The following is a 20,141-nucleotide window of genomic DNA, read 5'->3' on the forward strand; positions in this document are numbered from 1 at the left end:
CTGCGAGGGACTGACAGCGTGATTCCTGAATTCTGGAGATGGAATATCCGGCGAGATCTGTTTCATTTCAACACCTGTAAGTCTGGGCTACTGTCGCATAGCGCCCTCATCCAATAAAAAAGTACATATCTGACCTGCAGTTAGCTGTGTATTGCTTGTCGGCAAGGTTGCTCACATTCATCGGAACAGTTACTTCGGTACCTGTCAGGCCATATAGGTCATAGCTCACCGCCAGATCATCGAGAGCAACTGATGGCTCTTTAAATATGTTATGCGGGTTGCCCCCAGATGAGCCCGAATAACGCATACCGGCACCTCTGGAGCAAGTCTCCCCGGTTTGTGTCCAGAAGCCCAGATGCTGGGTGTCGGCGGATTTCACGTATTCCTGATTGAGTTGAAAAACCGCGGCGGTCAGCATTGTTGCGCTGCCCTCAGGATGATATTTCATGCCCGCTTCTGTCTGGGCATGGACTCCAAAGCACGAAATGCCCGCCGACAAGACAACGAAACACGGTAGTCCTTTGCCTAACGAACGAGGAAATGGCTTAGGGGGATCTCCCGGTTTAACTGCCACTGGCAGTTCGCGATGACGTGGTTTCATATCTCTCCGATGTACTGTTCAAAATGGCCTCGACCAAAAGCACTCAGCTAAGGGTGCGCACTCACCTGATCCGGAGCAATTCATCTCCGTTTTCTGATACCCAGTCATATGCACCCACATTGACCGACCAATGGTCGGCATGTAATGATATTCAATATCATTTTCATTGCAACTTATTTTTTTATTTAAAACAAATAATTATAAATTGACTGACCGACGGTTCATTTGATAATAATAATCATTCTTATTAAACGAGACGCATAATGAGGTACAGATGACAGGAACACGAGTCATAAATTTGCTGGTCAAGATTGGGCTTCCGCCAGATCTATTGCATTCGGCTGAGAGTGATTGGCAACTTAGGACCGATTTGGGATTGAGTTCGGCAGAAACTCTGCATCTTCAGGTACAACTCGAACAGCTGGGATGCACAGGATTCAATTTGTGGGATACACACGACTATTCCCTTCAGGAACTGGAAACCATGATCACTGCCCCTGAAGAAAACGCCCATTCCGCCCTCGGCCGGTCAGAGGTGAATCATGGCTGACACTTCTTTTTGCCTGAACCGACAAATCGCAGCATCACTGCGTCATCACGCTGATACCCCTGCTTTGGTGTCTCAGGGTGAAGTCATCACCTATCGTCAATTAAACAATCGTGTTTTCAGTACGGTCGCCCGGCTTCAGGCCGCGCAGATTCAGAAAGGAGATCGAGTTGCGTATCAGTTGCCCAATGCTGCCGAAGCCATTGTACTGATGCTTGCATCCACGATGCTCGGCGCCATCCCGGTGCCGGTTCTGCACGCCTACCGAGAGCGTGAGCTTGAGCATCTTCTGAACAAAACACGTCCCGCCGTGGTCGCTGTAACGCGGGGAAACCGTCGTTTCAGTTCTGCTCAGTTCATTGAGCGCTATCTCAATGAGAACCACACAGGGATCAAGTTAAAGCTAATTGACGGGATCCCTGCACCAACCTGGCAGGAATGGCAGCAACTCTCAGATTTCTGTGCACCATCCGCAGACGCCCCTGCTGCGCCGTATCTGGCTGAGATGGGCAATGACGATCCCGCGATGATGCTGCTGTCGAGCGGAACCACTGGCTTACCCAAGCCCATTGCCCGGCTGAACAGTGGCTACAGCAATATGATCGCAGCCGCCAGTGAAGTCTTTGGATTGAGCGCGGAATCAGTATATCTCGCGGTTCTACCAGTCTCTCATGGCTTTGTGATCAACTGTCCGGGCATACTCGGAACACTTTCCTGTGGGGGTACCGTTGTCCTGGCACCGGACACCTCTGCACGAACAGCGCTGGCACTGATTTCAGCGCATCAGGTCACCCATACCACGCTGGTTCCGGCGCTGTTGGATCAGTGGATGGATAAAATCGGTGATCACTATGCCTCTTTGGACTCGCTGCGATACATCCAGGTTGGCGGATCACGGATTTCTCCTGAACTTGCCGCGCAGGCTGAATCGAGGCTCAATATCCTAATCCAGCAGTGCTATGGCATGAGCGAGGGACTGCTGTGCTTTACGCATTACACGGACGATGCGGAGATACGGCACCATTCCCAGGGAAGGCCATTATTGCCAGACGACGAGATACGGATTGTCGACCCGGAAGGAGAACCGGTTCCCGTCGGGGAGTCTGGGGAGATCATTACCCGTGGCCCCTACACCATCACAACCTATTTCAATGATCCCGTGGCGACCTCCCGGTCATTCACACCCGAAGGGTTCTACCGAACCGGGGATCTTGCGCATCTGGACGCGGCTGGCAACGTCTACATCGACGGTCGGGTGAGAGACGCTATCAACCGCGGGGGCGAAAAATTCAGTCCGGAAGAAATTGAGGAGCTGATTAAATCCCATCCCAGTGTGCATGATGCCGCCTGTGTCGGAATGCCGGATCGCCAGTTTGGCGAGGTCTCGTGCTTATTTGTCGTTCTCAACGACCACCAGCAACTGCAATTGCCGGAATGCCGCCAGTATCTTGAAAAGAAAGGTGCCGCACAGTTCAAACTCCCAGAAAAGCTCGTCATTACTCATGCGATTCCCCGCAAAGGGATCGGAAAAGTGGATCGGGTGTCGCTGAGTGCCAGCGTACGTCAGCTCTCCGGCGCCCCCGTCACTGAAATGATTACGGGGTAACCATGAAGCTCATTGAAACCTATACCCCGGCTGCTGTCCGACTCAGCCTGGCTTCGTCCGCCCCCGTCAGCCACCAGCTGGTGATCTTTCCCCATGCCGGCGGCGATCTCAGCTTTTACCGGGCATGGCGCAGTGCGCTGCCACCCGAGGTGGATTTGATCATCATGCAGTATCCGCACTCGCTGCAGGACGCAGACCAAGAGAAATGGCGCGCTCCGGAAACAGCAATCCGACATTGTGAGCGAAGCCTGAACCGCCTGCTGGGTATCGCGCCTGTTACCCTGTTTGGCCATAGCATGGGGGCGATCCTTGCTCTGCATCTTGCCAAAGCACTGGCCGGATCCAGATTTCAAATCGGGCAGCTCATTGTCTCCTCGCAATGTCCCCCGCCAACACTGTCTCAGATGCTGAAATCGGAGCAAGAGATAGAATCTCTCAAGGAGCAAGCCTTGTCTCTAGGTGAGGTCGATGGGATCAGCACGCTGGATGAGACCGCTCACCAGTATCTGGGCGAGCAGATCCTCAGCGATCTCAGACTGCTGCAGCAACTGTCTGCCCTGCCAGTCGGCAATCTGCCCCCGACAAGGGTCTTTGGCGGCCAAAATGATCCCCTCGTGGACAGACATAAACTCAACGCGTGGTCCGGTTTCCTGCCGCAAAGCGCTGAACCAATGCTTTTCCCGGGCGGGCATTTTTACCTGTCCGATGGATTGAATTCGGTGATCGACGCCATATTGCAGCCGTATCCAGCCTTATCGCTCAAACCACATTCATGCAACTTTTGACATTCATTCGCCATAGGAGTTTTTACATGGACTTTTCACTGTTTAACGCGCAAACACATGCGCCATCCCCAGACAAAGCGATTCAGATGTTTCCCCAATTGCTCAGCTACAGCGAAGCCTTGGGCAACACCCCACTGATTGAAGTCCCTAGTCCGAAACATGGAGCCCGTATATTTGCCAAGCTGGAGTCAGGCAACCCGTCCGGCTCAATCAAAGATCGGGTGGCCTTCGGCCTGTTTTGTGACGCAGTAAACCGTCACGACTTCGAAAAAGGCCCCCTGAAATTAATCGATTCGTCAGGGGGCAACATGGCCAGAGCACTTGCCCATCTGGGACATCTTTGTGATGTGCCGGTTCATGTCGTCATTCCGGATACTGCCCCCGAAGCCCTGCTTCGATCTTTGGCCGAGAGCCATGCCACGATTACCAAAGTTGACCGGAGATACTTTCTGCTAGGGATCATTGCGAAAAGCCAGCAGATTGCCCGGGAGAACCCAGACTGGACGCTGTTGTCCCAGCACCTGAACTTAGTCAATACCGCCGTTCACCAGCATCATACCGGTGCCGAGATCTGCCGGCAGCTGAAAGGCAAGACGGCGGATGTCTGGGTTGCAGCCGTAGGAACGGGAGGCACAATCGCAGGCGTCTACAAAGCGCTTTCCGAGCAAAATCCCAATCTCAAGGTCATAGGCTGTACGCCGAGCGAGATGCCTTTCGGCACGATGGATCCCCCCAATGGCGACCCACGATTCGCCGGTGCTGGCGGCCTGGGTTACGGCTTCGAGCAACCGTTCGTGTCTTTGATTCCTGCACCAGTCACTTTCCAGCACGTCTCCCATGAAACGTCGCTGAAAGCCATGTACCAGTTTTTCGAAAATACAGGCATTGAGATTGGCGGTTCCGCTGCAGCCAACTGGGTCGCAGCACAACGGGCTGCCGAGCACCTTGATCAAAATGCCAATGTCGTCACTGTATTCGCCGATGCAGGGAGCGATGCGGACCGGGAGCGCGGCAAAAACATTCTGGAAAAAGAACAACACACGCACGGAGATGCTTCATATGAAAATTGCTAACAATGAAATGATGTCCTCGCTGGTCAAGCTGGCTAACCTCGCCAGAGAAGAGCTGTCTGCCACCGGAAGTGAGCAGCAGGCTCGCGATGTCGTAACAAAGATTATTGGTCATGACCACTTCGTGATGCTGAATCTGCTTGAGCTGAGCGAAATCAAATACCAGGCAGAGAAAGACGACCAGCCGAGTGTCGGTGATGTCAATTCGCACACAGATCGTTGGCTCGACGATTCGGGACGGGAAATTGGCACAATCAGCGGTGAAGGTTGGAAAATCGCCCAGTTTGGAGAAGACATCATCTCGTACTATAGAGAGACCGCCGAAACCGCTCTGGGACGGATCGAAGTCGCAGGACTGTGGAACTCCAGCGCAATTTGGCAAAAACAGTGGCAGTCGCTCCCGGCGACCGGTGTCTCTGGTGATGTGACCGGCATGTTTGGGGTCAGGCAACTTTTTCAGGAAACTCCACGCAAACGTTACCGCGCTTTTATCCTGCTGCTCCCACTCGAGCGTACTGACGAATCGCTGCAGACTGCAATCCGCAATGGCTACATAACCGATTAAGGCAAATGTGATATGAACCATCCGTTCACTCATCATGATATTGCGATCATCGGAATGTCCTGCCGTTTTCCGGGCGCTGATGATCCAGATGAATACTGGCATAATCTGCTAAATGGGGTTGAGTCGATTGTCGAGTTCGATCCGGGATCGGACGATCAGCAATCCGTCTCCTTCGCGGCTCCCCTGAGCGACAATGTTCTCGCCTTCGACGCGGCTTTCTTTGGCATCTCCCCGCGAGATGCCGCTCTGATGGATCCGCAACATCGCATCTTTCTGGAATGTGCCTGGCACGCGCTGGAATCAGCAGGTATTCAGCCCGGCCAGCTTGTAGATACCGGACTGTTCGGCGGCTGCAGCAGCTCTGCATACCTGCCGTACCTGATGACATCCGAGCTGATAGACAAGTATCGTCCTTCAGCGTTCGATTTACAGATAGCCAACGACAAGGATTATCTGGTTTCCCGCACAGCCTGGCATCTCGGCCTTGAAGGACCGGTTATGGGAATCCAAGCCGCGTGCGCCACCTCTCTGGTTGCCGTTGCGGAGGCTGTCGAAGCGCTCCGCGCCGGTCGCTGCCGGCAGGCACTGGCTGGCGGCTGCACCATTCGCTATCCCCAATATGCGCCCTACCAAGCGCAAGAAGGTATGATTTACTCGCACAACGGTCATTGTATGCCGTTTACCGCTGGGGCCAGCGGGACAATTTTTGGCAGCGGCGCAGCCCTGGTCGTTCTCAAGCCTGCAATAGATGCGGCCAGAGATGGCGATCATATCCTTGCCATCATTAAAGGATGCGCGGTGAACAACGATGGTGCCCGCAAAGTCGGATTCACCACAACCAGCGCTGATGGTCAGCGTCGGCTGGTGAACCGGGCGCTGGCGGATGCGGCACTTACCGCAGCAGACCTTCGGGCATTCGAAGCCCATGGCACGGGTACGGCCGCCGGGGATCCAATTGAATTCGGGGTGCTGGACGCAATAACGTCCAGCGCGGGCCTGTCCCCAGACTGCTGCGCGCTTGGTGCGGTGAAGGCCAATCTCGGACATCTGGAAACCTCGGCGGGTATGGCTGGCCTCATCAAAGCCGTGCTGCAGATTCAGCATGGGTGGATTGCGCCGCAGCTCCATATGACAGCGGTAAATCCCTCCATTGATACAGAGTCCAGTCCGCTCTACTTCCCGCTAACTGCCGAAGTCTGGCCGGCAAAGGATCCCCGGTCCGCCATCGGTGTGAGCGCTTTTGGGATCGGTGGTACCAATGCCCACATTATTTTGGCTCGCCCTGATATGATTGAGGCTCGTGAACCGGCACCGTCCGGAACTTATCCTGCTGCTATTCCGATTTCGGCACAGAGCATGGGCGCCTGTCATCGGCTGATTCGATCTTACCAGCAAAGCCTAACTAAAATATCACCGCGAGCGCTGGCATGGAGCGCCCAGTCCACGCGAAAACCCTTGCGCTACCGAGCCATAATGGCACTGGACGACAGCGGGCGCCCGCAGATTACGGGGCAGATCACAGACGCTGGAAAACGCCGCCCCCAGGTCGTCTTCCTGTTTCCCGGTCAAGGCAGTCAGTTCGTTGGAATGAGCGCAGCGCTGGCTAGATCTACCCCTGCTTTCGCAACGATTCTTCAGGTCTTGATTCACGAGCTCAAAGAGGCGACTGAGATTGACCTGAGTTTCCTGCTGGATGGCAGAGGGACTGCTGCAGGGATCACAAACACCTCAATGGCCCAGCCAGCCCTGACTGCCGTTGAGATTGCTATGGCACGTTTCCTGATGCAACACGGGATCATGCCGGATGCAGTCATCGGCCACAGTCTCGGAGAAATCGCCGCAGCCTGTATTTCGGGTTCTCTCACCAGCAAACAGGCACTGGTATTCGCTGCACAGCGAGGCGACCTGATGTCAGCTCTGGATAGCGGCGCGATGCTGGCGGTGAATATGAGTGAGGACGACTGCGCACCCTGGCTGTCCGACGAGATTTCGCTGGCAGCCGTCAACGGGCCAGACGCTTGCGTGCTTTCTGGTACTTCAGTGGCGATTCAGCGAGTTCAGACAGAAATGTCCGGACAGCAAACACGCTGCCGTGAGTTATCCGTTTCTCATGCATTCCACTCAGCCATGATGACGCCGATCCTTGCCCCTCTCACGGCAGTGGCTCCGGCGGCCAAGGCGCATAGTTCTGGCATCCGTTTCCACTCAACGCTCTACGGCACAAAACTGAATGCACTGACCGAACTGACACCCCGTTACTGGTCCAGACACGCGAGGGAACCGGTCCGCTTCCTAGAGGCAGTCAACTCCCTGCCAACCAGACACAACACCCTCTTTATCGAGGTGGGGCCAGGGGCAACGCTCTCGGCTCTGGTCAAAGCAATCCGGCCAGAAGGCACCACCATCCGGACTCTGGGCGGTATCAAAGACCGCTCAAGTGACACTGAAATCTGGCACAGCGCGCTGCAGTCATTATGGCTGGCAGGGATAAACCTGAACTGGCATCCCTCATGGGCTCAAGCTGGCGTTCGGGTGCAATTACCGCACTACCCCTTTGAACGGCAGCACCACGGCCCCGGCACGCCGGCGTTTGGCGGACACAGTGAACAGGCAGATGACCGTGAACCACCTCTATTCACAAGTCATTACGCAACGCTTGACGAGGCTGTAACCGGGATCTGGGAACGGACAACCGGAATGACGCCGTCCGGCATCCACAATTCGCTTCTGGATGAAAGCTGCGACTCGCTCGCCGTCATTCAGCTCGCCGTTCTGGCAGAGCAGACACTTGGAGTGAAAATCAGCGTATCCGACTTGATGAATGACCCCACACCCTTTGGCCTGAGCACCTGCCTGACCGCGGCCGGTGCAGACAAAGCTATCCAACAACAAACAGCGAAGGAAATTTGATCATGGCAATAATCGATCACCCGGCATATGGCACCTACGAAGTAGAAACCATTGTCGTGGATGACACCACATCCTTTACCCTTGCCTGCTCCCCAAGAAGAAATACCTTACCGGGCAACGGCGGTATTCGATGGCTCTCGTACGACTCCCGTGCAGCACAGGAGGAAGAAGCCATCATGCTGGCACACGCAATGGATCGAAAACACGGCCTGTACCAGACGGGGTTCAGCGGCGGAAAAATTGTGGTGAACAGCACAGCGAAGCCTGAAAATGCAATGCATGTCTTTGATGCTATCGCTCAACTGCTGAATCGTTACAACGGCTCGATGTACACCGGCTGCGATATTAATACCAGCAGCACACATATGCAGTACCTGCGGCTGTCCTCTCCCTGGATTCTGGATGCGCTGGAAAGCCCGCAAATTAACACATCGATCGCCACAGGGTATGGCGTATGGAGTGCTCTGCAAACCGTCATTGAACATGCGCCCGGTACAGGTGCCCGCCCCCAGATTGCCATTCACGGCATGGGCAAAGTTGGCTGTGAAATCGCCCGCCAGTGCCTGAAACACGGATACGATGTTGTCGGCTTTGATGTCCGTCCCACACCGGCAATTCCTGCCGAAGTGCGTATGCTGGACAAAGAGGCGTTCTGGGCCTTCCCGTCAGATATTCTCTGTATCGCTTCTCTGTCCGGCATTCTCGACGCTTCCACCGTGGAGAAAGTGGCTGCCCGCTGGGTCATCAGCAGTTCCAACTCGCCCTTCTCCAGCCCAGAAACACAGAACCGCCTGCTTGAAAGAGGCATCAACTATCTCCCTGATTACGTGAGTAATGCAGGCGCCGTGCTGTGTGACAGCATTGAAAAGATGTACCCGGATCGTTACCGGAACATGTCTCAGGATCAGGCCAACGAGTATGTCGCCGCCCTGATCAGCAACCGAACCAGAGAGCTGATCGGGCGCTCACAGGTATTGGGCTTCGATGTCCATATGCTGCTGACCGCGTAATGCTTCACCGTCATCCGTGTCCGGTAATGCCTGAAATAACAGGCATTACCGGCGCATGTAACATGAGAAAAGCCATGAACAGAATTTCTTCCCGCCAGTTCCGCCTGCTGCGGTGCCTTATTATTTTCGTTTGGTGCATACCGCTGTATTTAGGAAAGGCAATTGCCAGCGAACCCGTCACGATCACCGATCTGGCAGGGCGGCAAGTCACGGTGACCCGCCCGGTTTCACGATTGATTCTGGCCGACGGGACATTAGCGTACACGCTGCCTTTGCTGCTGCCTGAGGATCCCTTTGGCAAAGTCGTCGGCTGGGGAGAAAACTTCCGAGCGGCGGATCTCGACGGATATCAAAGCTATCTTGCACGCTTTCCCGAACTGGCGGCGATTCCGACCTTTCCGGCCAACACGACAGACTCGCTCAATGCAGAAAAAGTGATCGGACTGGAACCGGATCTGGTCTTAATGAACTTGAGCTCACTTGCGGCAGTACAGTCCTCAGGCTTACTGGCACATTTGAACAAAATCGGTATCGCGGTGGTTTTTGTCGACTTCCGCACGCACATTTTCAGCAGTGTGGAAAAGAGCATACAGACGATAGGCACCCTGCTGGACGCTAATGAAAGGGCTAGCCAATTCCTGCAATTTCGTGAAGAACAGATTACCCGGGTGCTTTCCCGTCTTTCCGACGTGCACTATTCCCCGAGCGTCATGATTGAACGTTCGGCTGGCCTTTATCAGGACTGCTGCATGAGTTATGGGCCGGGAAATTTTGGCGCGTTAATCCAGGCTGCTGGTGGCCGGAACCTTGGTTCAGATTTCATTGGGGTTAACTTCGGGACACTACACCCGGAGCAAGTGATTCACTCACAACCCGACGTCGTGCTGGTCACCGGGGCAAACTGGTCACTTTATTCGCCTTCAGGCGATTGGATTCGGCTGGGACCGGGGGCCGACCTGAACGTTGCCCACCAGCATCTCACCCGTCTGATGGAACGGCCTGCGTACCAGACACTGCCAGCTGTACGCAAGAAGCAGGTATATGCCATCTGGCACGCATTCTATGACAACCCTTACAACTTTATCGCGTTGCAGCAAATAGCCAAATGGCTGCACCCGGAAAAGTTTGAAGATTTAGATCCGGAAGCAACCTTCAGGGAACTTCACCAGCGGTTTCTGCCAACTCCCTACCGGCCTGGCTATTGGCTGAGCCTGTAGGCATTGGCAGTCCAAAGTCCTTGTTCTGCCCATCAAACTCAATTTCATCAAAGGAAAACACATGCAATCAATCAAACCAGGAAGCGAATACGATGTCGTGATCATCGGCGGCGGGATTGTCGGGCTTGCTAGTGCCTATTATGCAACGGCAAGAGGCCTTCGCACTCTAGTCGTCGATCAGTATGGCATCCGAAACAACGTCAACAGCTCCAAAGGAAACGAAAGAATGTTCAGGCTGATGCAGGACAACACATCCGAAGCCCGCCTTGCTGAAACATCTCTGGCACTCTGGATGGAACTTCAGATGGCCACTGGTACACCACTGCTGGCCATGGATGATTTGATTTTCTTCGGACACAAAGACGCACCGTTGACCACAGAAGGCAACGTCAGTCAGGTGAAGAAAACCATGGATCGCATGGCCATGCCTTATGAGTATCTGGACTCACCAGACGCGATCCACAAACGGTTTCCGGTGTTCAATCGCGAAGCCCTGCCGAGCGATTACGTTGGTCTGGTTCAGGCTTCAAGCGCCTCAATCAATGTCCAGGCTGCTGCAAGCGCTTTCTTCAGTGCCGCAATGAAAACAGGCCGACTATCTGTGCTGGAGAAATATGCAGTGTCCGGCCTTGAACCCAGCGGCGTCCCCCATCAGAACCAGACCTATGCCATCTATGCACAATCCGAGCAGGATGCACTTTGCATAAGGGGACGTCACCTGATCCTGTCTCCTGGTGTATGGGCGGATAGTGTCTTGAACCCGCTGGGACTTCATCAAACACGGGACTGGAAAATCTGGCAGATGAACTATGCCTACTGGCCAGTAAAAAGTCATGACGTCAAAATCCCGATCTGGTTTGAGTTCGGCAATCTGGACGCGAACGACCATGGCACATTCTATGGTTTTCCGCCGCTCAATTTTGACCCTTCAATGGCAAACCGCGTCAAGATGAGTGCGGACTACACCTATGATGTTTTCGATCATCCCGCACAGATTCATCATAAGGTGAGTCAGAGACTGATGAAGGAACTCTCCGGACATTTATCATCGCTGCTAAACCCGCAAGCCATTCATCTAGAGCAAATGGAAGATGCGGGCACCTGCCTTTATTCGATGAGCCCGGACGGCAAGCTGGTGATTGGCCGTATTCCCACGCAACCATGCTCAGAGACGTTTTATCATGGCGCTTCCATGTGCATCATGGAGTCTGGGCGCGCTTTCAAATACGCCCCGCTCTTTGGCCGAGTGTTGGTGGAACTGGCTATTGATGGGAAATCCCCCTATCAGTCCGATCTGGATATTTTCTCACCTCTGCGGGAGGGGCTCTTTAACTGATCGTCGATTTGATAGTTCAAAGCAAGCACTCTTGCAATGGTGAAATGCTTTGCATCTTTGATGAAAATTCTTCAATTCATAACACGCTGCAGACCTTTTCCATCAATTCAATTGAATAGCCACCACTGTTCTTTCGCACTACAGTGATTAATCATATTTGGACAAACCTATTTGTACCTGATGCAAAAGAGCCTTTGCTGCTTTTCGTGTTCGCATAATTTAAGGCCACTCTTACAGTGGCCTTTTAACTATTCAAACATTCCAAGTTTGTCGATATTTATTGGGGCTGCCTAAACGACAGAAAGTGATTTCAGCTTTCCTACCGAATCAACTGCCTCAATTTAGCCGAAAAAATATCTGTCAGAAAAACCAGCGATAGAATCACTATCACGCAAGATGCGGTATCGCCGTATTCGAACATTTTCATTGAGGTAATGAGCTCAAAACCGATTCCACCAGCACCGATCATGCCCAATACTGCAGAAATACGGATATTGGCTTCCAGACGGTACAGTATAATGCTGATCCAATTAGGGAAAACCTGTGGAAGCACAGCAAATATTATCGTCTGCAACGTTGTACAGCCGGACGCTTTCATGGCTTCCATTGACCCCTGATCCATTTCTTCGATTGCTTCAGCAAAGAACTTTCCAACCATACCCGCGCCGTGTAAAGCGAGAGCCAACACACCAGCGAAAGGCCCCAGCCCGACCGCAGCCACAAAGATCAACGCCAATATCAGTTCATTAATTCCCCTGAGTACATTCAATATCTGCCGGCAGATATGGTAAATACCCGTATGAGGGGTGATATTTTTCGCAGCCAGAAAGCTGATAGGAATAGCAATAACAACAGACAAAACGGTGCCCCACAAGGCTATTTGCAATGTCTGGATAGCAGGTTCAATTAAACTTTCACCGATATAAGGCAAATTGGGTGGCATCATCCGTGAGACGAAATCTGCGATCCACGGCAAACCAGCGACTAAATCAGACACGCTCATGCGTGCTCCCTCTGCAGACCAATGTAATAGTCCGCAACTCACCAGAATGATCGGAAACACAATCCACCAGCCCTGTTTTGGCGGATTCATCACAAGCTTTAACGGGTATAACGTCATCTCAGGCCACCCTCATTTCACTTAAACGGGTTGCCCGTCGTTCACTTGCCATACGCGTTACTAATTGGCTGATGCTGTCATCTTCCAGGCCCGAGTATATTTGGCTGACAACCTCAGGGGTCAGAGACTCTGGCAGCCCATCGAAAATGACCTTGCCATTAGAAAGACCAACAATACGTTCAGCGAACTCCATGGCGTAATCAATTTGGTGGAGGTTGCACAGCACGGCAATTTTGCTTTGTTTACAGCTGTTACGGATGTAGCTGAGAACTTTACGGGATGATTTAGGGTCCAGACTGGCTACCGGTTCATCAGCCAGCATCAGTTGTGGCTGCTGGGCCAGTGCCCGGGCGATGCCCACACGTTGCTGCTGACCTCCACTCAAGCTGTCTGCACGTTGATTCACTTTATCTGCCAACCCAACCTGCTCCAGACATTCATGGGCAATGGTGATATCAGACTGAGGAAACAGCTGCAGCGCACAACTCCAGAAAGGTAGCTCTGACATTCTGCCAACCAGCACATTCTTCAGTACAGAAAGTCGTTTGGTCAAATTGTGATGCTGAAAAATCATACCCACATTACGTCGTAGGTAAATCAGCTCCTTCCCCTGCACATGGGCAATGTTTTTACCGTTCAGAAAAATGTCCCCGTTGGTCGCTTCTGTCAGGCGGTTAATACAGCGTAGTAATGTCGATTTACCCGCACCGGAAGGACCGAGAATCACAACAAATTCACCTTCGTTAATGGTTAAGTCAACCCCTTTCAGGACTTGATTATCGCCATAAGACTTTTGTAGATCTTTAATAACTAACATAATGATTTCCACAGATGCCCTGTATTATCTGTTCATTGGATTACTTATATTTCGCCGCTTCGCGTACCGGGTTATAGGCTGCATCGTTGGTTTCCACATAGCGATTCACAATACCCTGGTCACCAAACTGTACGGACTCAATAGAAAGAAATGCCTGCTTAATCTTCTGTTTGTCTTGCTCAGGCAGCGCTTTACGCCAAACCATCGGCGATTCAGGAATCGCTTCAGAACGCCAGATCACCTTATAGTCGTTTTTGCCGATTATTCCTTTTTCCACCGCGGCATTCAGAATTCGGTCAGCAACCGTCGCAGCATCAACCCGACCATTTTTGACAGCCAGGATATTGGCATCATGCGCACCGGTATAAACAACATTGGCGAAATACTCACGAGGCTCAATGTTGGCTTTTTTGAGCGCAACACTGGGGAACAGGTAACCAGACGTTGAGGTCGGCGAAACAAAAGCAAAATTTTTGCCTTTCAGATCAGCTAACGTCTGAATCTCCGTCGCAGATGCCGGCGCAATAATCTGGCTGTGATAGGCAACATCGCCCGCTTTTGCGGTTTCGGCAACCACAAAGGCTTCAACATCAGCTACTTCACTGGCTTTCACATACGAAAACGGCCCCAGATAAGCAATGTCTACATGCCCGGCACGCAGTGCCTCAATCACGCCGTTATAATCTGTCGCCACATAGCCTTCGACGTTCACTCCCAACTTTTTGCTCAGTGTCTCTATCAACACTTTGCTCTGTTTGAGCATGGCTCGTGAATCTTCAGAAGGAATCAGCGCCATTTTCAGATCATCCATTGCCTGTGCTGGTAAAGCCCCTGCCAGTAAAACGGCCAGTAAACCAGATACCGCTGCATGTTTCTTCCATGTATTGTTCATTAGGATTTCCTCATCTGTTTCAAAATGATTGAAGTAAAGTGGTTGAATTGCCCGCGAAATTTTTTCCCCGTTCGCCGCTTAGCGCATCATTGACGAGTATTTGCCAGCGCTCTTCGCTATAGCCGTAGCATTGTGGTTCTGTTGCTACCCCCAACGCTGCCAACCAGCCTTCCAGCTCACAGGCTGCATCAGTCAGATCAGTTCCAAACAATGAGCGCAGCGAATCAGCAATATCACTGTCATCGTTCGCAAAGCTCCGTACAATCGCCGGCAAAGTGAATGAGCAGGCAATGCCATGAGCCAGTCCGGTCTCTATCGTGATGGCATAGGAAATATTGTGGGCAATGGAGGTTTTGGTGTTAGAGAACGCCAACCCGGCCAGTAGTGACGCCGTCATCATCTGCTCTCGTAACAACGAGTCTGTTGGTTCACACTTAAGCTTCGGCAGCACCTTCAGAATGAGACGGATAGCCCGCTTGGCATACTGAGTCGACAGAGGGTTTCGGTGTTTATTCCAAAGACTTTCCAGCGCATGAGACAACGCGTCCAACCCGGTCTGGATAGTCAGCGAAACCGGAAGCTGGTACGTCAGTTGCGGGTCGCAAATTGCGACTTCCGGGTATAAATGGGGGTGAACAAGTGAATACTTGCGACCTGCGGAGGTATCCCAGATTGTGGCCCAAGATGTCACTTCACTGCCTGTGCCGGTAGTGGTTGGCACCGCGATGATAGGCAGGGGCGTGCCAATGATCTTTTCGCCCTGCGTCAACACAGCCCTAATGTGATTGGGTTCAGTTTTCGCCACCGCCAGTGCTTTGGTTGCATCAATCACCGACCCGCCCCCCAATGCCACCAGCACCTCGACTTCCGCCGCATAAGGGGAAAACGCCGCACAAATCGTCGCCATATCTGAGATATCCGGATTTTCACTCACCTGATTGAGTACAACTCGACAGCCTGAATGCGACTCCCTGATACCAACAGCCAGTGATGCAAAATAAGGATGGTCGTAGGTCACCAACGCAAACGAACGTCCGTTTATCTGCTCAGTCAGAGCAGTAATCGCCCCCTGGCCGAAGATGACGTTGACCGGATTATGAAACTGCCACATATCGCATTACCTTTCTGATTCTGTTCTGAATGAACACAAGGTAAGCGTGCGAAATGACAGTAATATGGAGTGAAAATACTAATTAAATAGGATTGTCATAGAAAAAATCTATGCTGCTAGGATTCTATTTGGTTGGATGATGCCAGTGCGACATACTCAGTTACGTTCTTTTCATATGGTTGCTAAATTTGGCAGCTTTTCAAAAGCCGCAGATGAACTCAACATTACGCAACCGACAATTACGGCTCAAATTCGGGAGCTGGAATCACAGTACAACGTAAGATTGTTTTACCGACAAAGAAACAATAATCGACTGACGGAAACCGGTCAGCAGCTGTACCAGCAAACACTGATCATGTTTTCACTCGAGCAACGTGCCAAACAGCTACTCCAGTCAAACGGCGCACTACGTTCGGGCAAGCTCCATCTGGGTGCGGTCAGTCCCGGCGCAGTGATGCCTTTGGTTGATGCATTCAACACCCACTACCCCGGCATCGATATCACGATACATACCGGGGGCTCAGAACATATCAAAAACGGTGTGCTCAACGGCGAACTGGATATGGGCATGCTCGCCTACCGCGAACCGAATCCGGACCTGGTGTCCCTTGAGATAACCCAGCAACCGGTTGTGTTAGCGGTTCCCAATTCCCACCCACTGTCACGCCGTCGTGCGATTCCCATAGCGGCGCTGGAAGATGTGCCTCTGGTACACCGTGAAGTTGGCTCGACCACCCGAAAAATCATTGAAGATGCGCTGCAGGTACAACGTATCAGTCCGAAATGCATTTTGGAGGTCAATAGCCGAGAAGGCGTTCGGGAAGCCAGTATTTATGGCATCGGCATCAGCTATGTGGGACAACATGAGTTTCAGCCTCATCCCAACATTTCACTGGTTCATCTGAATGACTTGGATACCTTGTCAAAGTCCTATTTGATTTACTCTAAAGAGCTGGAAAACCTGCCCATGATACAGGCCATCATCGCGATACTGGCTTCCATTAAAACCAGCCATACCGTAGCTATTACCGTGTAATCACGATGGAAAGAATTAGATATTAAAAAAGCGACACCCATTAATGGGTGTCGCTTTTTTATCAATAAGATCAATGTGGTATCAGATGTTTTTCCTGAATCACAAAACGCGAAAACAACTGGTTACGCCCGGGCTCTGAAACGCCTGAAGATCAAATGGCCACCCCGGAACATGAGCAGAGACAGGAGAATCATCATACAGCCCATCACCTTATGCGGTGGCATTTGCTCTCCATACCAAATCACACTGAGAATCACCGTCCAGACCGGTTCCAGAATCATGATGATGGCAGCATTGGTTGGGTTGGCATATTTCTGACCTGTCGTTTGCATCACATATCGCAGGCTGGTTGCGACTAACGTACTCAGTGCAAACCATCCCCAGATTGAACCTGGTACACTTTCGGGCCAGGTTTCAGTGAAAATGGCAACACTCAGTGCCATGCATCCCGTCACAAATAGCTGCAAGCAGGTCAGCAGCAGAGTTGGAATACGGCTGGCATATTTGCTATTGAAGTTAAAGTGCACTGCGAGCGTCAAAGCTGCAATCAGAAACCAAAGCTGACTGACAGACAATTGCCACGCCTGCCCGCCGCCAAGCGCCAGGAGCAATAACCCCCCCACCGCAACGGGCAATGAAAACCAGAAATTCCGCGACGGCTTTAACTTGAAGACTCCCCACGCGACAATTGGCACAAACAGCATGGACAAGCTCATGATAAACGCTCCCTCACCTAACGTCTGAGAGTGAGAGATCGCATAAACCCAACACATCAGGGAGATACCCAATAACACCCCGACCCCCATTGCCTTGAAAATATCAGAGCGATGTACCTGTCGAAAAGCACGCAGACAAAATGGCAGCAAACAGATTGAAGCCAGCACGAAGCGGAATCCGATAAACCCAAATGGTGGCAAGCCCTGAATAGTCTCTTTGGAAAAAATCCAGCCCGATGCCGCGAGCATGGTGGTGGCGACCAAGATTAAATCAGCACGACGTGATGACGACATAGCAACCTGTTATGTTATTTGTATGATAATTTTGTACCGATATTGTAACGTCATTTACTACAAGGAATGAAGTACTAACTGATTAATTACCTGAGGGTATAGACGGAAATTAGCGGAGTGTCCCCAAGAGCCGCCAGAAGCGGCAGCTCAGGGGGATAGTTTTTCTGCCTGTACGTGTGATGGTATTCTGGGCGTGTTATTCAGACGACACCACCGAGTTCCCATAATCTGGCAGCTAGCTTGTATCAGTCACTTTCACCTGTCAGTAGTCTGAGGCAGTAGCCGCCTTACACACTTCCATCTGAACCTGAGCCGGTGCAGGCTCATAATGGCTCATCGACATACTGAAACTGCCCTCTCCGCCGGTCATGGCTTTCAGTCGCTGGGCATATTCAATCAACTCTTTTTGCGGCATGCGGGCCTGAATATGAGTGAAATGGCTGTCTTCTGCATTGGTGCCTAATATCATTCCGCGATTGGCCGCTAAATCCCCGGTGATATCCCCGACGGCTTCGGTTGGAATAGTCAGTGCCATCTCTACAATCGGCTCCAGCACAATCGGGTTGGCGTTACGCACCGCGTCTAAAAACGCTTTCTTACCGGCAATCACAAAAGCAATTTCTTTCGAATCCACCGAGTGATACTTACCGTCATACACTGTCACTTCGATATCGCGAATCGGATTACCAGAGATAGCGCCTTCAGCCAACGCCTGCCGAATCCCTTTTTCAACCGCAGGGATCAGTGACGTCGGAATGGCTCCGCCAACCACCTTGTTGACAAAAACAAATCCCTCACCGCGTTCAAGCGGCCTGACCCGCAGCTGGACTTCACCAAACTGTCCCGCACCGCCACTCTGCTTTTTATGCCGGTAATGGCCTTCTGCAGGCTGCGTGATCGTTTCAAAATACTCGATGCTGGGCACGGTGGCTTCCACATCGAGCTTATAGAGTGATGACATTTTTTCGAGCGCAATCTTGAGGTGGAACTCTCCCTGTCCGCTGAGTACGGTTTCATTTGTCCGCGCCCGATGTTCAAGCCGCAAAGACGGATCTTCCGCCACGATCTTATTCAGGATCTCAGACAGCTTTTGTTCATCGCCCCGCTTGATCGGACTGATCGACAAACCATACATAGGTTCAGGAAAATCCAGCGTACGCATGGTGATGCCGTCTTCATCATGTGAATCATGGATCACCGAGTCAAACTGAAGCTCATCAACCTTTGCCAGCACGCAGATATCACCACACCGTGCAGCGCTGATTTCATTGCGCTTTTTGCCCTGAAGCTGGTAGAGATGACCGACTTTAAACGCTTTATTGTTTTCTCCGATGTACAGCTGAGAACCAGCGTTTATTGCCCCCTGAAACAACCGGATGTAAGCCAGTTTACCGAGATATGGATCCACGCTGATCTTAAACACATGCCCGACAGCATGATCCAGTTGCTCACTGTTGACGGGAACCTGCTTACCCTTCTTCTCAAGCATTGGCGGGTTGCCTTCTTCCGGCATAGGCATGATTTCAGCCAGTGTCTGCAACAGCAGGTCACAGCCAGCACCGGTTTCAGCAGAAACAAAACAAACAGGAATAACATGCCCGGTACGAAGTGCCTCCTCAAAAGGCGCATGCAGTTGAACCGGGCTGAGTTCCGAGCCCTGTTCCAGATACAACGCCATCAGATCTTCATCCACTTCGATGATTTGATCGATTAGCTGTTCATGGGCTTCACTGACAGAGCTGAACAAGGTCGAAGCAGATTCCTCCGGTGTAAAGAAACAATCAATCACCTGGCTGGCATCTTCTGATGGCAGATTCAATGGCAAACACTCCGCACCAAACTGCGCCTGAATCTGTGTCAGGCATGCGCTTAACTTAGAAGGATTGAGGTCAATCTTGTTGATGACAACCATCTGGCATTTCTGCTGATCGCGGGCAAACTGATAGAGTCTGTCAGAGACCTGATTCAAAGGCGTGTTAGCATCAATGACCAACACTGAGGATTCTACCGCCGGAAATACACTGAGTGCTCTGCCAATCAACTCAGGCAGTCCCGGCGTATCGAGAATGTTCATCCGGTGAGATTGCCAGCTCAAGGCAACCGGAGTAGCTTCGATACTGTGTTGATAGTGGATGGATTGATCATCAAAATCGGTGACGGTATCCCCCCCTTTTACTGTCCCGAGGTGAGTTGTTGCCTGAGCGTCAAACAGCAACCGCTCAATAAGCGACGTTTTCCCTACGCCACTCTGGCCGACAAAGACGATATTGCGGATTTCATTAACAGACATACCTTGCTCCCATTACACGCAGAAAACGAAAAGACAGGCTGAGGTAGGCGGGATTTCCGCCTCATCGTCTTCCAGGTCATTTTCCGGATGGGAACATTCATACGCGTACCCTATTGGTTGCCCGTCGTCAGGAACAAGATGTCAGTAGCTCTGAGTCAGTAACTCTAAGTCAGGAGCTATGCATTAAGGATAGGAAAGTTGACAGACTTCATCAGCTT

General features: G+C 51.9%; 17 protein-coding genes. 10 read left to right on the forward strand and 7 right to left on the reverse strand.

Annotation, left to right across the window (positions count from 1 at the left end):
• Nucleotides 1-106: 106 nt before the first annotated feature.
• The gene (locus tag FH974_RS21795) at nucleotides 107-601 is read right to left on the reverse strand and encodes a TonB-dependent receptor (RefSeq protein WP_107193879.1); all 495 of its coding nucleotides are present in this window, start codon (nucleotides 599-601) and stop codon (nucleotides 107-109) included.
• A 274-nt stretch (nucleotides 602-875) separates the two neighbouring features.
• On the opposite strand from FH974_RS21795, the gene FH974_RS21800 reads away from it, so the two are divergent.
• The 9 genes from FH974_RS21800 (at nucleotide 876) to FH974_RS21840 (ending at nucleotide 11,647) form a co-directional block, all read left to right on the forward strand.
• Nucleotides 876-1,151, forward strand: coding sequence for a hypothetical protein (locus FH974_RS21800; RefSeq protein WP_047885914.1), 276 nt, complete (start codon nucleotides 876-878; stop codon nucleotides 1,149-1,151).
• Nucleotides 1,144-2,754, forward strand: coding sequence for an AMP-binding protein (locus tag FH974_RS21805; protein ID WP_047885915.1), 1,611 nt, complete (start codon nucleotides 1,144-1,146; stop codon nucleotides 2,752-2,754). Before FH974_RS21800 ends, FH974_RS21805 begins: the two co-directional genes overlap by 8 nt.
• Before the next feature lie 2 nt (nucleotides 2,755-2,756).
• Nucleotides 2,757-3,539: a thioesterase II family protein gene (locus tag FH974_RS21810; RefSeq protein ID WP_047885916.1), complete on the forward strand. Its 783-nt coding sequence runs from the start codon at nucleotides 2,757-2,759 to the stop codon at nucleotides 3,537-3,539.
• A 26-nt stretch (nucleotides 3,540-3,565) separates the two neighbouring features.
• On the forward strand, nucleotides 3,566-4,612 hold the full coding sequence (locus FH974_RS21815; protein WP_047885917.1) for a pyridoxal-phosphate dependent enzyme: 1,047 nt from the start codon (nucleotides 3,566-3,568) through the stop codon (nucleotides 4,610-4,612).
• Entirely contained in the window at nucleotides 4,599-5,174 is a 576-nt protein-coding gene (locus tag FH974_RS21820) for an allene oxide cyclase barrel-like domain-containing protein (protein ID WP_047885918.1), read from the forward strand. The genes FH974_RS21815 and FH974_RS21820 overlap by 14 nt, the downstream gene beginning before the upstream one ends.
• A 12-nt stretch (nucleotides 5,175-5,186) precedes the next feature.
• On the forward strand, nucleotides 5,187-8,084 hold the full coding sequence (locus FH974_RS21825) for a type I polyketide synthase (RefSeq protein ID WP_084712602.1): 2,898 nt from the start codon (nucleotides 5,187-5,189) through the stop codon (nucleotides 8,082-8,084).
• 2 nt (nucleotides 8,085-8,086) lie between these two features.
• Nucleotides 8,087-9,094 carry a Rossmann-fold NAD(P)-binding domain-containing protein gene (locus FH974_RS21830; protein ID WP_047885919.1) on the forward strand — a complete coding sequence of 336 codons (1,008 nt, stop codon included), beginning with the start codon at nucleotides 8,087-8,089 and terminating at the stop codon, nucleotides 9,092-9,094.
• A 74-nt stretch (nucleotides 9,095-9,168) separates the two neighbouring features.
• Nucleotides 9,169-10,311, forward strand: coding sequence for an ABC transporter substrate-binding protein (locus FH974_RS21835; protein WP_207103769.1), 1,143 nt, complete (start codon nucleotides 9,169-9,171; stop codon nucleotides 10,309-10,311).
• A 61-nt stretch (nucleotides 10,312-10,372) separates the two neighbouring features.
• Complete coding sequence (locus FH974_RS21840) at nucleotides 10,373-11,647, forward strand: FAD-dependent oxidoreductase (protein ID WP_084712604.1); 1,275 nt, start codon at nucleotides 10,373-10,375, stop codon at nucleotides 11,645-11,647.
• Between the two features lie 319 nt (nucleotides 11,648-11,966).
• Here the strand turns inward: FH974_RS21840 and phnE are convergent, their stop codons facing one another.
• From phnE to FH974_RS21860, 4 genes are read right to left on the reverse strand one after another with little or no spacing between them, the layout of a single operon-like run.
• A complete protein-coding gene (gene phnE / locus FH974_RS21845) occupies nucleotides 11,967-12,767 on the reverse strand; it encodes a phosphonate ABC transporter, permease protein PhnE (RefSeq protein ID WP_053061874.1) in 801 nt (266 codons plus the stop codon).
• Nucleotide 12,768: 1 nt separating this feature from the next.
• Nucleotides 12,769-13,584: a phosphonate ABC transporter ATP-binding protein gene (phnC, locus tag FH974_RS21850; protein WP_207103770.1), complete on the reverse strand. Its 816-nt coding sequence runs from the start codon at nucleotides 13,582-13,584 to the stop codon at nucleotides 12,769-12,771.
• Between the two features lie 40 nt (nucleotides 13,585-13,624).
• Entirely contained in the window at nucleotides 13,625-14,476 is an 852-nt protein-coding gene (gene phnD, locus FH974_RS21855; protein WP_084712605.1) for a phosphonate ABC transporter substrate-binding protein, read from the reverse strand.
• Nucleotides 14,477-14,495: 19 nt separating this feature from the next.
• Nucleotides 14,496-15,587: a phosphonoacetaldehyde reductase gene (locus FH974_RS21860; protein ID WP_047885921.1), complete on the reverse strand. Its 1,092-nt coding sequence runs from the start codon at nucleotides 15,585-15,587 to the stop codon at nucleotides 14,496-14,498.
• A gap of 145 nt (nucleotides 15,588-15,732) precedes the next feature.
• On the opposite strand from FH974_RS21860, the gene FH974_RS21865 reads away from it, so the two are divergent.
• A complete protein-coding gene (locus FH974_RS21865) occupies nucleotides 15,733-16,623 on the forward strand; it encodes a LysR substrate-binding domain-containing protein (protein WP_169776040.1) in 891 nt (296 codons plus the stop codon).
• Nucleotides 16,624-16,745: 122 nt separating this feature from the next.
• Here the strand turns inward: FH974_RS21865 and FH974_RS21870 are convergent, their stop codons facing one another.
• Nucleotides 16,746-17,633 carry a DMT family transporter gene (locus FH974_RS21870; RefSeq protein WP_047885922.1) on the reverse strand — a complete coding sequence of 296 codons (888 nt, stop codon included), beginning with the start codon at nucleotides 17,631-17,633 and terminating at the stop codon, nucleotides 16,746-16,748.
• A gap of 262 nt (nucleotides 17,634-17,895) precedes the next feature.
• A complete protein-coding gene (gene fusA / locus FH974_RS21875; RefSeq protein WP_047885923.1) occupies nucleotides 17,896-19,923 on the reverse strand; it encodes an elongation factor G in 2,028 nt (675 codons plus the stop codon).
• Between the last annotated feature and the right edge of the window lie 218 nt (nucleotides 19,924-20,141).

The sequence above is a fragment of the Photobacterium ganghwense genome, assembly GCF_017329545.1.
GTDB classification, from domain to species: domain Bacteria; phylum Pseudomonadota; class Gammaproteobacteria; order Enterobacterales; family Vibrionaceae; genus Photobacterium; species Photobacterium ganghwense.

Excerpts from the sequence above, each read along its gene's own strand:
- FH974_RS21795 (WP_107193879.1), bottom strand. The coding sequence starts at position 601 with ATGAAACCACGTCATCGCGAACTGCCAGTGGCAGTTAAACCGGGAGAT.
- FH974_RS21800 (WP_047885914.1), top strand. The coding sequence starts at position 876 with ATGACAGGAACACGAGTCATAAATTTGCTGGTCAAGATTGGGCTTCCG.
- FH974_RS21805 (WP_047885915.1), top strand. The coding sequence starts at position 1,144 with ATGGCTGACACTTCTTTTTGCCTGAACCGACAAATCGCAGCATCACTG.
- FH974_RS21810 (WP_047885916.1), top strand. The coding sequence starts at position 2,757 with ATGAAGCTCATTGAAACCTATACCCCGGCTGCTGTCCGACTCAGCCTG.
- FH974_RS21815 (WP_047885917.1), top strand. The coding sequence starts at position 3,566 with ATGGACTTTTCACTGTTTAACGCGCAAACACATGCGCCATCCCCAGAC.
- FH974_RS21820 (WP_047885918.1), top strand. The coding sequence starts at position 4,599 with ATGAAAATTGCTAACAATGAAATGATGTCCTCGCTGGTCAAGCTGGCT.
- FH974_RS21825 (WP_084712602.1), top strand. The coding sequence starts at position 5,187 with ATGAACCATCCGTTCACTCATCATGATATTGCGATCATCGGAATGTCC.
- FH974_RS21830 (WP_047885919.1), top strand. The coding sequence starts at position 8,087 with ATGGCAATAATCGATCACCCGGCATATGGCACCTACGAAGTAGAAACC.
- FH974_RS21835 (WP_207103769.1), top strand. The coding sequence starts at position 9,169 with ATGAACAGAATTTCTTCCCGCCAGTTCCGCCTGCTGCGGTGCCTTATT.
- FH974_RS21840 (WP_084712604.1), top strand. The coding sequence starts at position 10,373 with ATGCAATCAATCAAACCAGGAAGCGAATACGATGTCGTGATCATCGGC.
- phnE (WP_053061874.1), bottom strand. The coding sequence starts at position 12,767 with ATGACGTTATACCCGTTAAAGCTTGTGATGAATCCGCCAAAACAGGGC.
- phnC (WP_207103770.1), bottom strand. The coding sequence starts at position 13,584 with ATGTTAGTTATTAAAGATCTACAAAAGTCTTATGGCGATAATCAAGTC.
- phnD (WP_084712605.1), bottom strand. The coding sequence starts at position 14,476 with ATGAACAATACATGGAAGAAACATGCAGCGGTATCTGGTTTACTGGCC.
- FH974_RS21860 (WP_047885921.1), bottom strand. The coding sequence starts at position 15,587 with ATGTGGCAGTTTCATAATCCGGTCAACGTCATCTTCGGCCAGGGGGCG.
- FH974_RS21870 (WP_047885922.1), bottom strand. The coding sequence starts at position 17,633 with ATGTCGTCATCACGTCGTGCTGATTTAATCTTGGTCGCCACCACCATG.
- fusA (WP_047885923.1), bottom strand. The coding sequence starts at position 19,923 with ATGTCTGTTAATGAAATCCGCAATATCGTCTTTGTCGGCCAGAGTGGC.